The following is a 14,572-nucleotide window of genomic DNA, read 5'->3' on the forward strand; positions in this document are numbered from 1 at the left end:
CGGTGACAACCGAAGGAACGGCCTCCGGGCAAGGCATCATGAACGATCTTCCGAAGCCCCGCCGGACTCGCGCGGACGCGGTCCGGAACCGCGAGCAGATCCTTCGCGCCGCCGTCGACCTGATCGTCGAGCAAGGTGCGGCCATCCCGCTCGAGATGATCGCGCGCCGGGCAGGGGTCGGCATCGCGACGCTGTACCGCCATTTCCCGGACCGGACGGTCCTGCTACGCCAGGTCGCGCTGGACGTGCTGGCCCAGTCGGTGGCCGCGGCGAAAGCGGCGCTCGAGGAGGAACCGGACGCGTTCACCGCGCTCGCCCGCTACCTGCACGACACGATCGACCTGCGCAGCGGGGTCGTGCTGCCGATGCTGGCCGAGCGGGTCATGGCGGACGAGGAGCTGCTGGCCGCCCGCGAGGCGGCACAGGACGCGCTCGCCGAGGTGGTGCGGGCCGCGCACGACGAGGGCTCACTGCGGCCGGACGTCGGGTCCGGTGACATCGGTCTGCTGATGATCAGGATGACCCCGCCGCTGCCGGTCGCCATCGCGGCGGAGGACAACCACCGGCTCAGCCACCGCCACCTGGAGCTGGTGCTCGACGGGCTGGTGCGGTTCCTCGCCGTCGACTCGCTGCCGGGCAGGGCGCTGGACATCGAGGAGCTCTGCGCCATCCCGCGCGACGAGGACGGCAACCACCTGCCCGTGATGGAGGACGGCGGGTCCCGCTGCAGGCAGGGCGGTGTCAGGAACGGGAACGGCGCTGACAGCGCGGACAGAAGAACGACGAACGATTCATGAACGGCTCACGCCGGATCGCCGTGCCGCATCGCGTACAGGGCAGGCCTTCCTGGCCGTAGACGGCGAGTGACCGGTCGAAGTAGCCGGACTGGCCGTTCACGTTGACGTACAACGCGTCGAACGAGGTGCCGCCCTGACCCAGCGCCTCTCGCATGACGTCGGTGGCCGCCGCGAGCACCTCGGTCGCCTTGGCCGGGGAGAGCCGCTCGGTCGGCCGCGTCCAGTGCAGCTTCGCCCGCCACAGCGCCTCGTCGGCGTAGATGTTGCCGATGCCGGACACCAGCGTCTGGTCCAGCAGCGCCCGCTTCAGCTCGGTCTTCTTCCTGCGCAGCGCGGCGACCGCGGCGGGCACCGAGAAGGCGGGGTCCATCGGGTCGCGGCCGATGTGCGCGATCGCGGCCGGCAGCCGGGCACCGTCGACGGTCACGAGGTCGTCGACGAGGAAACCGCCGAACGTGCGCTGGTCGACGAACCGCAGTTCCGGCCCGTCGTCGGTGAAGTCGAAGCGGACACGCAGGTGCTTCTCGTCGGGTGCGCCCTCCGGCTGGACCAGCAGCTGCCCGCTCATGCCGAGGTGCGCGATCAGCGCGATGTCCGGGTTGGCCGGGTCATCGGCCGCGGACAGCTCCAGCCACAGGTACTTGCCGCGCCGCCGGGCGGCCACGATCGTGCGGCCCGCGAGCCTGCCGGAGAAGTCGGCGGGCCCGGGCAGGTGCCGCCGGATGGCTCTCGGGTGCAGTACGTCGACCGTGGCGATCGTGCGGCCGGTGACGTGCCCGTCGAGGCCCGCCCGCACCACCTCGACCTCGGGTAGCTCAGGCACCCTTGCCGCGCTGCTGCTCGCCGCCGGCCTTCTCCGCGCCGGCCTTGATGATCTCGGTCAGCGTGCGCCAGGCCGCCTCGGCGGCCTTCTGCTCGGCTTCCTTCTTCGTGGTGCCGTCGCCGCTGCCCCGGTCCTGACCCGCGACGATCACCGTGGCGGTGAACTCCTTGCGGTGGTCGGGACCTTCCTCCTGCACGCGGTACTCGGGCACGCCGAGGCTCGCCGACGCCGTCAGCTCCTGCAGCGACGTCTTCCAGTCCAGCCCGGCACCGAGCAGCGGCGCCTCCGTCAGCAACGGGTCGAACAGCCGGTGCACGAGCTCGCGCGCGACCTCGATGCCGTGCGCGAGGTACACCGCGCCGATCACGGCCTCCATGCCGTCGGCGAGGATGCTCGCCTTGTCCCGGCCGCCGGTCAGCTCCTCGCCCTTGCCGAGCAGCAGGTGCGCGCCGAGCCCCTCGTCGCCGAGGCCGCGGGCGACGCCCGCGAGCGCGTGCATGTTCACCACGCTCGCCCGCAGCTTCGCGAGGTGTCCCTCCGGCATGTCGGGGTGCGTCCGGTACAGGTGGTCGGTGACCACCAGCCCCAGCACCGCGTCGCCGAGGAACTCCAGCCGCTCGTTCGGTGGCAGGCCACCGTTCTCGTACGCGTACGAGCGGTGCGTCATGGCGAGCTTCAGCAGCTCGGCATCCATCTCGACGCCCAGCGCCTCGAGCAGCTTCCTCGGGTCGGCCGTCGGACCCCTCGCCGCTCTACCCCCCACAGTGGCCCACCACCCTCACCGTTGTGGATCAGGCTGGCTCGGTGACCTGACGGCCGCCGTACTGACCGCACTCGGGGCAGACGACGTGCTGGGGCTTGGGCTTGCGGCAGGCGCGGTTCGAGCACTCCACCAGGTGGACGGCGCTGGTCTTCCACTGCGACCTGCGCGCGCGCGTGTTCGAACGCGACATCTTCCGCTTGGGGACGGCCACGACTAGTTCTCCTTCAATGCTGCTGGTGGCGGGACCGGACAGCCCTGGGCTGCACGAGCTCAGGCGTCACGATCCGTGCGGAACCGCTCCGTTAGCGCGGCCCACCGAGGGTCAATCGTCTCATGCCGGTGATCGGGACCGAGATCGGCCCACCTACCACCGCAGTCCGGGCACAGTCCCGCGCAGTCCTCCTGGCACAGCGGCGCGGCGGGCAACGCCAGCACGATCGCGTCCCGCACCACCGGTTCAAGATCAACCTTGTCGTCGACCAGGCGATGGATCTCGTCCTCGTCGGTGGTCTCCTCGGTGATGCTGTCCGGGTAGGCGAACAGCTCGGTGAACTCCACCTCGACGTCGTGGCCGGCCGCCGAGATCGGGTCGAGGCAGCGCGAGCACTCCCCCTCGGTCGGCGCGACGGCCGTGCCGGAGACGAGCACCCCCTCCACGACGGACTCGAGGAGCACGTCAAGCTCGACCCGCGCGCCCTTGGGCACGGTGATGACGCCCTCGACCCCGAGGGCGTGCCGGGTCTCCACGGTCCGCTCGAACTTGCGGGAGACACCGGGCCTGCGGGCCAGCTCCCGCGTGTCCATGGTCCATGGGCTGTTGCGCTGTTCGGACATGACGAACTTCAACGTCCCTGTGTTCGGAAGGATTCCCGCGACTCGCGGGTGCCCGACCAGCGTACGCGGGTCAGGCGGAGTAATCGAACGGGACCGCTGGAGCGGGCTCCGGGGCGGGCGGCGCGGACGGGGGCATGCCGATGCCGCCGCCACGCAGGTGCGCGCGCCCCTTGCTGACCGTGCGCAGCGTGTGGGACAGCAGGTCGGCGAACTCGGCCAGCTTGCCGTCCACGTACTCGTCGCACTCCCCGCGCTGGCGGGTCACCTCGTCGGCGGTCGCGTCCAGGATCCTGGCCGACTCGAGGTGCGCGGCCTGCACGACCTCGGTCTCGGACACGAGCCGGGCCTGTTCGATGCTGCCGTCCTCGACCGAGCGCTCGTAGGACTCGCGGCCGGCCTGCATCATCCGGTCGGCCTCGACCTGCGAGCGGCCCACCAGGTCGTCGTACTTGGCCTGACCCGCGGCGATCGTGCGGTCGGCCTCGTTGCGGGCGTCCTGCACGAGCCGGTCCGCGTGCGCCTGCGCCTCCGCGACGAGCCGCTCGGCCTCGGCGCGCGCCTCGGCGATCGTCTGCTCGGCCTCCAGGTTCGCCTTGCTGATGGTCTGTTCCGCCTGGTGCTCGGCCTGGCCGACGATCTCGTCCTTGCGGTCGAGCACGTCCTGCGCGTCGTCGACCTCACCGGGCAGCGCGTCGCGGACCTCGTCGAGCAGCTCGAGGATGTCACCCCGCGGCACGACGCAACTCGAGGTCATCGGAACGCCACGCGCCTCCTCGAGGATCGTGACGAGCTCGTCGAGGGCCTCGAAAACCTTGTACACGCCTTTGCTCCCTCCAGCACCCCGGCACACGCCATGCGGAACTCCAGTCTGCCGGGTGTGCCCGGGTGATGTGTGGAGGTCGGCGGAGATCGGTGTGTCAGCTGTTTGAATGCGGTCGTGACCAACATCGAGATCAGGCGCGCGGTCGCGGAGGACGTGCCCGCGATCGTGGCGATGCTCGCCGACGACCCGCTCGGCGCCGAGCGGGAACAGCCGGGCGCCCCCGCCTACGCCGAGGCGTTCGCCGAGATCGACGCCGACCCGCGGCAGTTCCTGGCGGTCGCCGTCGCGGACACGGAGGTCGTCGGCACGCTGCAGCTCACGTTCATCCCCGGCCTGTCCCGGCTCGGCGCGACGCGGGCACAGATCGAGGCCGTGCGGGTGCGGTCGGACCAGCGCGGCGGCGGCCTCGGCAGGCGGCTGTGCGAGTGGGCGATCGACACCGCGCGCGAACGCGGCGCCGCCATGGTCCAGCTGACCACGGACGCCAGCCGCGAAGACGCCCACCGCTTCTACGAACGCCTCGGTTTCGCCGCCTCGCACGTGGGCATGAAGCTGCCACTGCGTTAGGACGAGGGCCGTGAATGGGCCGTTCAGGGCGCTCAGCGCCCTGAACGCGCCTTTCAGGGCATTGCCATGCCTTTCGCAGCACCAAGGCCAGGGCGCTACGCGCCCGGCCCGCGCAACAGGCCCCACGAAGCCGCACCCCTGCCCCGGCGCAGCGGGGCCCTGCCCACGCGAACCGGAACCAGCACACGACGACCGGCCGCCCACTCACACCGACTTCACGGATAAATCGTCTAGGGCTCGCGACCCGTACGGCGCACGACGTCCTTCACGAACTCGACCGTCGGTCTGCCCGCGTCGACGATGCCCTTCTCCTCGTTGAAGCTCCACGCGAACAGGCCGTCGGTGGCCAGCGCGGCGATCGAGGCGTCGGTGAGCAGCGTGCGCATGTCCTTGTCGATGACGTCGGGTGGCACGTCGTCGTTGGCATGGGCCGCGACCATGACCGGGCCGTACTCGCCGAGGATGCGCACGGCGCGCCGGATCTGTTCGACGTTGCCGGCCTTCTGCCAGCTCAGCACGGCGTTGTAGTCGGAGGCCGCCAGCACGTCGGCGAAGTTCTCGAACATGGACGGACCGCCACCCGCCTCGGGATGGTCGTCCAGGGTGGCCTGCCACCCCTGCCAGCCGAGGCCGACCCGCGCGTTGGGCGCCTGGGCGTGGAAGATGTCCCTGATCTCCAGGTACCGGTCCTTCAGCGCGCGGAAGTACGCCCGCGTCGCCGGGGTGTTCTCGTAGTACCCGTCGTCACCGCACGCGAACGCGCTGACCTCGTGGAACACGGTGACGTACAGCGGTGGCCCCTCGGCCCGGCCCGCGAAGGTGCGGGCGAGCGTGCGCATGTCGTCGCGGAAGGTGTCGGTGAACGGCTCCTTGCGTCCGCAGGCGTGCCCGTAGCCCGTCCTGAACGGCACCTCGGGGTTGTCGTCGTCCCGCCAGCTCGGGATGAGCAGGTGGAGCGCGAACCCCTTGTCGTAGGCGTCGGGCACCACGTTGTGGCGCCAGCCGGACAGCGTCGCCAGCTCGCTCGACTGGTGGAACGTGGTGGTGAGCATCCTGGTCGGCGCGTCGCGCACCAGCTCGCTCGCCTGCGCCAGATTGGCCCCGCCGCTCAGGCCGTACAGCAGCCTGGCCGCAGCGCCCGCGCCGGGCACGTCGCGCTTCGGGGCCGGGTCGGCCGGCGCCTCGGCCGTGGCGCCGCCCGACTTGTCACCGGCCGCGTCCGGCAGGATCTTCGGCACGACGATCAGCCCCGCGGTGACCACCACGGCCGCGCCGAGCGCCAGGAGCACCCGGCGGGAGACCCGGCGGCGGGGTGCCGCCGTGCCACCGGCGGCCTTACGGAGCCTGCCCGCCGCCACCTCCGCCGACAGCCGCCGCGACGGGGTGTCGTCGGTCAGTCTGGACAGCACGTCGTGCAGCCCGGTCCCGTGCTCGCCGCCCTCGACGGCCGCCGCCAGCGTCACCCCGAGCGCGTACAGGTCGGCGGCCGGGGTGGCGGCCGAGCCCCGCGCCACCTCGGGCGCCAGGAAACCTGGGGTGCCGGGGGTCTGTGCCGAACCGGTCAGGGTGACCTCGGACCACATCGCGATGCCGAGGTCGGCGAGCTTCGCCGTCCCGTCCTCGGCGACGAGGACGTTGGCCGGGGTGACGTCCCGGTGCACCATGCCCTTGGCGTGCATCGCGGCCAGCGCGGTGGCGACCTGCGCACCGACGTGCGCGGCGCCGGCCGGGGTCAGCGGGCCGTCGGTCCGCAGGATCTCGGCGAGGCTGCGCGCGGGCAGGTACTCCATGATCAGCCAGCGCTCGCCGTCCTCGACCACGACGTCGAACACGGAGATCACGTTGGGGTGCTGCAACCCCGCGCCGATCCTGGCCTCTCTGCGCAACTGCTCGCCGTCGCCGGTGCTGGTCCGTTTGACCGCCACCACCCTGCGGAGTTCGAGGTCGGTGGCGCGCCACACCACGCCCATGCCACCCGCCCCGACGGTGTCGTCGAGGCGGTACCGGCCGGCGATGACGTCCCCACTACGCACCGCTCCAGCGTAGTTACCGAGCGCCGCCGTCCGTAAGGCGTTCGACCAAACGGCGGTGCACGGTCGCCGGCAGCAGGTGCGACACGTCGCCGCCGTAGGTCGCCACCTCCTTGACCAGGGAGCTGGAGAGGAAGCTGTTGAGCGGCTTCGTGGGCATGAAGAGGGTCTCCACGCCGGAGAGCTGCTGGTTCATCTGCGCCATCTGCAGCTCGTAGTCGAAGTCACTGATCGCGCGCAGGCCCTTCACGATGGCCTGGATGTCGTGCTGGCGGCAGTAGTCGACGAGCAGGCCGTGCCACGAGTCGATCCGCACGTTGCCGAGGTGGCTGACGGACTCGGCGAGCAGTTCGATCCGCTCCTCGACCGTGAAGAGACCCTTCTTGCTCTTGTTGATGAGCACGGCGACGACGACCTCGTCGAACAGGCCTGCCGCTCTCTCCAGGATGTCCAGATGCCCGTTGGTCGGTGGGTCGTAGGAACCGGGGCAGACGGCGCGCCTCATGCGCGGAAGGTATCAGCCCTCACCTGCGATGACCTGCCGACGGTGGCCTTGGTCACGCCCACCTCGCCCAGTGCAGCGACGTCTCGCCGTAGTGCTTGACACGCATGGGTTCCAGTGGTTCGGACCACACGACGTCGGGTGCGCGCCGCGACCGTTCGACGATCACCACGGAGTCCTCGGCGACCCAGCCCCCGGACACGAGCAGGCCAAGCTCGCCGCTCAGGTCCTCGACCGCGTAGGGCGGGTCGGCGAGGACCAGGTCGAACGGCGCGTCGGTGCCCGCCGCGAGCACGGTCGCCACCTTGCCCGCCCGGACCACACCGGGCAGCCCGACGGCGGCGACGTTCTTGCGCAGCACGGCGAGCGCCCCGGCGGACGACTCGACGAACACGGCCTGCTCAGCACCCCTGGACAGGGCCTCCAGCCCCAGCGCACCGCTGCCCGCGTACAGGTCGAGGACCCGGGCGCCGTCGAGGTCCACAGCGGACTCCACGGCGCTGAACAGGGCCTCCCGCACCCGGTCGGACGTCGGCCGGGTGCCCTTCCGCGGCACCGCCAGCCGCCGCCCGCCTGCCCTGCCCGCCACGATCCTCGTCACAGTGCCATCGTCCCAGGGCTTGTCGATCGAGGTGGCCGCCACCTCGTCCGCGCATTTCGCGTAGGCTCGCTCTTCCACCCAATCGCTGGCACTCACAGGAGCGGTGCGTGTCGCAGACCTCCGACAGGCAGACCGAGATCGCGGTCGAACAAGCCCACGTCGACATCGTCTACAAGCGTGTCGATGAGATGCGCACCGAGGCGCAGGCCATGCGCAGACGTGGCGACCAGCTCGCCCACGGCGCGCGCAACGAAGCCATCTTCGAGCAGGCCGCGATGCTGTTCGAACGAGACGTGATGGTGCGGCACGCCACACAGATCCTGCGCACCCTCGACGCGGAACACGAGGGTCTCGTCTTCGGCCGCCTCGATGACACCGACGGCGAGACCATGTACGTCGGCAGGCTCGGCATCCGGGATGTGAACTTCGACAACCTGGTCACCGACTGGCGGGCGCCCGCCGCCGCCGCCTTCTACCAGGCGACGGCGGAGCAGCCGATGAACGTCGTGCGGCGCCGCGTCATCCGCTCCACCGGCCAGTCCGTTGTGGACATCGACGACGACCTGCTCGCGCCCGAGAAACGACCGGCCGGCATGGCGGTCGTCGGCGAGGGCGCGCTGATGGCGTCGCTGACCCGGGCCCGCGGCGACAGGATGCGGGACATCGTCGCCACCATCCAGCGCGAGCAGGACGAGGCGATCCGCGCGCCGTGGAAGGGCGTCACCGAGATCACCGGCGGCCCCGGCACCGGCAAGACGGCCGTGGCACTGCACCGGGTCGCGTACCTCCTGTACCGGGACCGGCGCCGCATGGGCGGGGCCGGTGTGCTGGTGATCGGGCCCTCACCGGCGTTCACCTCCTACATCTCCCGGGTCCTGCCGTCCATGGGCGAGGACACGGTCGAGCTGCGGTCGCTCGGCGAGGTGCTCGACGGGGTCCGCGCGGCAGGCGTCGACCCGGCGGAGGTGGCCAGGGTCAAGGGCTCGCTGCGGATGCGCAGAGTGCTCAAGCGGGCACTGCGCGAACCGCCACCGGACGCGCCGACCGAGCTGCGCACCACCTACAAGGGTGAGGTGCTGAAGCTCGACGCGCGGGACCTCGCGAAGGTGCGGCGCGTGGTGCAGGGCATCAACCGGCCGCCGAACCAGTCGCGGGTGGACGCGGCGGAGGCACTGCTGGAGGCGCTGTGGCGCAAGGCGGACTCCTACGAGCTCGGCTTCGACCGCAACGAGCTGATCACCGAGCTCGGTGAGCGGATCGAGTTCCACCGGTTCGTGGTGGTGTGGTGGCCGATCCTCACCGAGCAGGAGGCGTTGCGGCTGCTCGCCGACCGCGACCGGCTGCGCCGCGCCGCTGGCCGGTCGTTGAGCCCGGCCGAGGTCGACGCGCTGGTCGGCTCGTGGGCCGACCCGTCGGCACCGCCGACGGTCGCGGACGTGGCACTGCTCGACGAGCTGCGGGTGCTGCTGGGTCCGCCGCCGAAACGGCACCGCCGCCGGACCCGCGCGGAGAACCCGAACTGGTCGCCGTCGCCCCGGCGCGGCGAGCACTACGACGAGTACTCGCACATCGTGGTCGACGAGGCGCAGGACCTGTCCCCCATGCAGTGGCGGATGATCGGGCGCCGCGGCAAGTACGCGAGCTGGACGGTCGTCGGCGATCCCGTGCAGTCGTCGTGGCCGGACCCGGCGGAGGCCGAGCAGGCCAGGGTGTCGGCGGTGGGCGCGCGTGCGCAGCGGCGGCAGTTCCGGCTGCGCACGAACTACCGCAACTCGGCGGAGATCTTCGAGCTGGCCGCACAGGTGGTGACCGACGTGTCGACACCGGACCAGCTGCCACACGCGGTGCGCACCACGGGTGTGAAGCCGTCGGTCCGCGTGGTCGACCCCTCGGAGCTGGCAGAGGCGCTGCGGGTCGCGACCAGGCAACTGCTCGCCGAGATGGACGGCACGGTCGGCGTGATCACCGCGGCGAGCAGGCTCACCGAGGCACGCACGATGCTGGCGGAGATCACCGACGACCGCCTCTCCGTCGTGGACGGCATCGAGGCGAAGGGCCTCGAGTACGACGCGGTGGTGCTGGTCGAACCGACGGAGCTGGTGACCGAGTCGACGACCGGCCCGCGCACGCTGTACGTGGCGCTGACCAGGGCCACCCAGCGCCTGACCGTGCTGACCAGCGACCCCGACTGGCCGTGATGCCCTGAAAGACGCTTTCGGGACGTTGAACGTCCCGAAAGCGTCTTTCAGGGCATGGCCGCTCGCCCGGGGTCAGCGGACCCGGATCAGCCCCCAGATGCCTTCCGTCAACGCCCACCGCAGCACACCGGTCCGGTACGCGTAGTCACCGGAGGGCCCGGCCGTGAACCGCAGCGAGCGGACGCTGCCCACCGACAGCGCACCGATCGCGCCGACCCTCGGCTGGTCGAGGTGCTCCTCCATCGGCCAGGTGCGGCCGTGCACCAGGAACCCGTGGTTGCGGGCGCGGTCCGTGCCGAGCACCAGGTGCAGCCGCACCGTGTCACCCTCGCGGCACTCCAGCAGCGGCGTGTGGGGCACCCCCGCGAGCGATGGGTCGCGGGGCAACAGGTGCGCACTGCGGAAGTTGAGCGCCTTCTGGCCGGTGTCGGCGGGTTCGTCCGCCAGGTCCCGCACGGGCTGGGTCGGGTCGCCGTCGTGGTACAGCCGGACCCCGTCCTGCACCAGCAGCACCAGCTCGTGCTCGCGGGTGCCGTCGCGGCGCCACAGCTCGACCCGCTCCCCCGTCCACTTCGGACGCCGGTGCACCATCGGGGTCACGTCGGCGGGCTCCACCACGAGCGCACCGATCAGGCCGCGGTGGCGGTGGGTGCGGATGTCGGCGCGGTCCTGCAGCAGCACCACGCCCTCGCGGTCGGCGTACCAGCGCTGGGTGATCGTGTCGCCCGGCTTGATCGTCGTGTCCGGGTTGCGGCCGACCCACGAGCCGTCCGCGGTGCGGACGTCGGACCGCAGCAGCGCACCGGCGTGCAGTGACACCCGTGCCGAGATCTCCCGGTTCGCCGGGTCGTCCTTCGCCGAGAACACCGGGTCGAACGGGGTCGCCTCCGCTGGGCCGGGGAGTTCGTTGCGCAGCACGATCTCCACCCACTCGCCGACGCGGCAGCGCAGCACCAGCGGGCCGCGTTCACCGTTCACTGTGTACACCACGCCGAACGGGTCGGTGCGCTGCCTGCTGTAGCGCAGCTCCCTCGGCTCGACCAGCACCTCGTACCGGCGTGCGGTCCCCGGATCGAAGGGCGGCAACGGGTTCGTGAACGCGCCCGGCAGCGGCGGCAGGTCCGGTTGTTCCGACTCGTGCAGCCGGAACAGCCCCCACGCGCCCATCCACGTGTCGTCCGCGGTGGTCAGCGACCACAGGTGGTCGCCGGGGCTCGCGACCGGGTCGACGTGGAAGCTGAACGCCTCGGAGATGCCCAGCGTCTGCTGGTCCCGCAACGGTGACGCCGGGTCGTCGCGCCAGGCGTGCCAGCGCATGCCGTGCACCCCGAAGCTGTGCTGTTCCTCGTGCGAGCCCTGGTACAGCCGGATGCGGACGTCCTCACCCGGATACGCCGACAGCAACGGGGTTCGCGGGTCGCCGTGCACCGCCGAGGCGAACCAGTCGGCCGGGTCGCCCGGCCGTTCGTGCAGCGGCTGGCACCGGTAGCCGACACCGATCGCGCCGTGGTCGGCCAGCGAGCCGGGGAACGCGGGCGGGTTGATCGGCTCGCCTTCCTCGCCGTGACCGTGCTCGACGAGCGGCACGAAGTCGGCGATGCCGAGCACCTGCTCCCGGAAAGCGCTGCCGTCCGGCAGTTTCACGACGGCCTGGTTGTCGTTGCGGACCTCGCGGTCGTGGTCGTGCTGGTCCACCCAGACCGCGCCCTCCGGTTCGGCGATCATCGCGCCGAACAGGCCGTGCCGCTGCCGTTCGTTGGCGAGGAGGTGGTCGTGGAAGAAGACGACCCCGAACTCCTCGTCGCAGTACCAGCGGTACACCCAGGACTTGTACCGTTCGCGGATCTCCGCGCCCTGGTCGAGGGTCGCGGTGCCGGACAGGTAGTTCCAGCCGACGCTGGCGCCGTCGGCGACGAGCGGGTCGAACTTCACGAGGTGGACGTGCAGCCCGCACTCCGGCTGGAACGGCAGCACCGGGTCGAACGCGGTGGCCTCGTGGCAGCCGACGGGCAGTTCGTTGGTGAGCGTCAGCTCGACGACCTCGCCCTTGCGGGCCCGGATCGCGATCGGCCGCACCTCGCGCGTGCCCGCCGCCAGCTGCCGCTGGAACTCCGCGACATCACCGGCCTCGTCGATCTCCTCACGCAGCACGTAGAACACGCCGCGGTGGTCGTGCCAGCTGTTCTCATGGCCGCCGCTGTGGCCCTCGTAGTAGTCGACGGTGCCCTGCAGCACCACGAGGTCGTAGTGGCGGACCGGCGCGGCCGGGTCCGTCGTGGTCTTCGTGAACGCCTCCCCGGGTTGCGGGTCCTGGCAGAACGCGTTGCGCTCCAGCTCGGTCGGCTCGCGGCCCATGCCCGCAGGCAGGTGCGGGGTGCGTGGCGGGCGCGGCGACTTCTGCGGGAACTCGCCGGGGATGAACACCGGAAACCCCGGCCGTTCCAGTGTCGGCGCGGGTGGCGGTTCGTGGCCGGGAAGCGACCGCAGCGCACGGATCCGTGACCCGTCCGGATAGGACCCGGTGCCGTCCTGGTGCACGTCGAACACCCGCCACATGCCCCACATGCCGGAGTGGAAGTGCGGATAGAGGTGGCAGTGCCAGATGATGTCGCCGGTCGCGCGCTGCGTCGAGCCCGCGCCGTCGATCGGCTCGATCGTGAACGCCTGCTGCGGCGTGATGGAGATCGAGTCGATGATCGGCGACGCGTCAGCCCCGTCGCCACTGCCCGGCACCGCGCGCCACTGGTGCAGGTGCAGGTGGAAGACGTGGGTCTCCTTGACCCCGGCGTGGACGAGCCGGATCTTCGCGCGGTCTCCCCGGTACGCCTTGAGGACCGGCGTCTCCGGGTCACCGAAGAGCCACGAGCTGTGGTGCTGCTCCTCACCGACGATCGCGTCCCGCGCCGGGTCGATCCGCCCGGACTCGAGCAGCCGCTCGTAGGCGAGCGATCGCCAGCCCATCGGCTCGGTGCGGTAGCTCATGAGCATCATCGAGTGGGCCGCCTCGCCGGGCCCGTGCCCGGCGTCGCCGTGGTCGGGGAAGATCACCGGCGGGAGCCGCTCCTCGCCGCGGGCGACGGAGTGGCCGTGCGGGCGCGGCAGTTCGCACTCGTAGGCCGGGTGCGGCGGCTGCACCGGGTTGTCGTTGGGTGTCTCGTCCTGCATGAACACCACGTACTCGCGGAAGCTCGGCTCGCCGGGCACGTGGATGTCGGCATAGAGCCCGTCGGTGACGGGTTCGCCGGTCTCCTGGTCGGTCCAGGTGGAGCCGGGCGGCTCGACGACCAGCGCGCCGAAGAGGCCGTGTGCGTTCGATCCCTGCTCGCCGCCGCGCAGGTCGGCGATGTCGGAGAGCAGGAAGACGCCCTCGTCGCCGCACTCCCAGACATACCGGCGGCGGCCGCCGTTCGGGGCGGCCGACGAGTCCGGGTTCTTCCCGACCATGCCACCGTCGGCGGTGTGCACGTCGTATCCGGCACCCTGCGGATGAATGCCGGCCCGCCGGTCCAGCTCGTTGCGGAAACGGACCACCACGCGGTCGCCGACGTGTGCGCGCAGCACCAGCGGGCGGACGAGCGGGTGGGTCCTGGGGAGCAGGCCGGGCTGCTCCACCGGGTCGGGGAACGGCGATGGCCAGGTCGCACGGATCCGGTCGAGCGTGTCCTCGTGCTCGGCCAGCGTGTAGACGGTGCCGTTCCGGTCATGGTCGCCGTAGTTGTCGTACGCGATGGGCACACGCACAGCTACGACATCATAAGTACGCACGGTCATCTGAATCCCCCCAGATTCCCCGGCTGGCCCCCAGCCAACCGAACCGAGTGACTTACCGTAACCACATAGCGGCCATGATCGCCATAACCATCCGCGGAATTCCCGCCGGACCGGCACTGTTCATGCGGTTATGGACGACGTGGAAGCGACCGGGGAAGCGCCGGTTCTGGTGACGGTCGGGGACGAGAACGTGCCGGTGTGCGAGGACGGGGGCTGCGCACTGTGAAGATCGAGGTCTGGTCCGACATCGTGTGCCCGTGGTGCTACATCGGCAAGCGGCGGCTGGAGACCGCGCTCGCCGGTTTCGACCACCCGGTGGACGTGGAGTGGCGCAGCTTCCAGCTCGACCCGGCGTTCCCGCGCGACCAGGCGATCCCCGTGTACGAGGGGCTGGCGCAGAAGTTCGGCGCGGCTGACGTGCGCGAGATGACCGAGCGCGTGACCGAGCTGGCCGCGGTGGAGGGCCTGCACTACGACTACGACCACGCGGTCATGGTCAACACGTTCGACGCGCACCGCCTCACCCACCACGCGAAGGCACAGGACCTCGGCGGCGAGATGCACGAACGGCTGATGCGCGCCCAGCTCGTCGAGGGCGAGACGGTCAACGACGTCGACACGCTGGTGCGGCTGAGCGAGGACATCGGCGTCGAGGGTGCGCGGGCCGTGCTGACCGGCGACCGGTACACGTCCGAGGTGGAGGCCGACATCCGCGAGGCTCGCCTGCTCGGCGCGACCGGGGTGCCGTTCTTCGTGCTGGACCGCAGGTACGGCGTGTCGGGCGCACAACCGGTGGAGGTCTTCGAGTCGGCGCTGCAGCAGGCTCTCGGCTGATGCCCGCGGCCCGCGCGTTCGGCACGCGC

The 14,572-nt window shown here is 71.2% G+C and carries 13 protein-coding genes; 4 read left to right on the forward strand and 9 right to left on the reverse strand.

The window, feature by feature from the left end:
* Positions 1-38 precede the first annotated feature (38 nt).
* On the forward strand, positions 39-797 hold the full coding sequence (locus ACFPCV_RS23375; protein WP_378058432.1) for a TetR/AcrR family transcriptional regulator: 759 nt from the start codon (positions 39-41) through the stop codon (positions 795-797).
* Here the strand turns inward: ACFPCV_RS23375 and mutM are convergent.
* The 5 genes from mutM to ACFPCV_RS23400 form a co-directional block, all read right to left on the reverse strand.
* Positions 742-1,620: a bifunctional DNA-formamidopyrimidine glycosylase/DNA-(apurinic or apyrimidinic site) lyase gene (gene mutM / locus ACFPCV_RS23380; protein WP_378058433.1), complete on the reverse strand. Its 879-nt coding sequence runs from the start codon at positions 1,618-1,620 to the stop codon at positions 742-744. The genes ACFPCV_RS23375 and mutM overlap by 56 nt on opposite strands.
* Positions 1,613-2,383, reverse strand: a complete 771-nt coding sequence (gene rnc / locus ACFPCV_RS23385) for a ribonuclease III (protein ID WP_378058434.1) — start codon at positions 2,381-2,383, stop codon at positions 1,613-1,615. Before rnc ends, mutM begins: the two co-directional genes overlap by 8 nt.
* A gap of 28 nt (positions 2,384-2,411) precedes the next feature.
* Complete coding sequence (gene rpmF / locus ACFPCV_RS23390) at positions 2,412-2,594, reverse strand: 50S ribosomal protein L32 (RefSeq protein ID WP_378058435.1); 183 nt, start codon at positions 2,592-2,594, stop codon at positions 2,412-2,414.
* A gap of 59 nt (positions 2,595-2,653) precedes the next feature.
* Entirely contained in the window at positions 2,654-3,217 is a 564-nt protein-coding gene (locus ACFPCV_RS23395; protein WP_378058436.1) for a YceD family protein, read from the reverse strand.
* A gap of 70 nt (positions 3,218-3,287) precedes the next feature.
* Positions 3,288-4,037: an SPFH domain-containing protein gene (locus tag ACFPCV_RS23400; RefSeq protein WP_378058437.1), complete on the reverse strand. Its 750-nt coding sequence runs from the start codon at positions 4,035-4,037 to the stop codon at positions 3,288-3,290.
* A 126-nt stretch (positions 4,038-4,163) separates the two neighbouring features.
* Here ACFPCV_RS23400 and ACFPCV_RS23405 point away from each other — a divergent pair, with 126 nt between their 5' ends.
* Positions 4,164-4,607: a GNAT family N-acetyltransferase gene (locus tag ACFPCV_RS23405; RefSeq protein ID WP_378058737.1), complete on the forward strand. Its 444-nt coding sequence runs from the start codon at positions 4,164-4,166 to the stop codon at positions 4,605-4,607.
* Positions 4,608-4,837: 230 nt separating this feature from the next.
* On the opposite strand, the gene ACFPCV_RS23410 is transcribed toward ACFPCV_RS23405, so the two are convergent.
* Genes ACFPCV_RS23410 through rsmD form a run of 3 tightly spaced genes read right to left on the reverse strand, consistent with a single transcriptional unit; the run spans position 4,838 to position 7,740 of the window.
* Positions 4,838-6,640: a protein kinase domain-containing protein gene (locus tag ACFPCV_RS23410; protein WP_378058438.1), complete on the reverse strand. Its 1,803-nt coding sequence runs from the start codon at positions 6,638-6,640 to the stop codon at positions 4,838-4,840.
* Between the two features lie 13 nt (positions 6,641-6,653).
* Positions 6,654-7,142 carry a pantetheine-phosphate adenylyltransferase gene (gene coaD / locus ACFPCV_RS23415; RefSeq protein WP_378058439.1) on the reverse strand — a complete coding sequence of 163 codons (489 nt, stop codon included), beginning with the start codon at positions 7,140-7,142 and terminating at the stop codon, positions 6,654-6,656.
* 52 nt (positions 7,143-7,194) lie between these two features.
* Entirely contained in the window at positions 7,195-7,740 is a 546-nt protein-coding gene (gene rsmD, locus ACFPCV_RS23420; protein ID WP_378058440.1) for a 16S rRNA (guanine(966)-N(2))-methyltransferase RsmD, read from the reverse strand.
* A 107-nt stretch (positions 7,741-7,847) separates the two neighbouring features.
* On the opposite strand from rsmD, the gene ACFPCV_RS23425 reads away from it, so the two are divergent.
* Positions 7,848-9,938, forward strand: coding sequence for a HelD family protein (locus tag ACFPCV_RS23425; protein WP_378058441.1), 2,091 nt, complete (start codon positions 7,848-7,850; stop codon positions 9,936-9,938).
* Positions 9,939-10,010: 72 nt separating this feature from the next.
* Here the strand turns inward: ACFPCV_RS23425 and ACFPCV_RS23430 are convergent, their stop codons facing one another.
* Positions 10,011-13,679, reverse strand: a complete 3,669-nt coding sequence (locus tag ACFPCV_RS23430; protein WP_378058442.1) for a multicopper oxidase domain-containing protein — start codon at positions 13,677-13,679, stop codon at positions 10,011-10,013.
* A 252-nt stretch (positions 13,680-13,931) separates the two neighbouring features.
* On the opposite strand from ACFPCV_RS23430, the gene ACFPCV_RS23435 reads away from it, so the two are divergent.
* Positions 13,932-14,543 (forward strand): DsbA family oxidoreductase, encoded by a 612-nt coding sequence (locus tag ACFPCV_RS23435; RefSeq protein WP_378058443.1) that lies wholly within the window; start codon positions 13,932-13,934, stop codon positions 14,541-14,543.
* Positions 14,544-14,572: the final 29 nt, after the last annotated feature.

This window comes from Actinophytocola glycyrrhizae (assembly GCF_042653545.1).
Taxonomy (GTDB): Bacteria; Actinomycetota; Actinomycetes; order Mycobacteriales; family Pseudonocardiaceae; genus Actinophytocola; species Actinophytocola glycyrrhizae.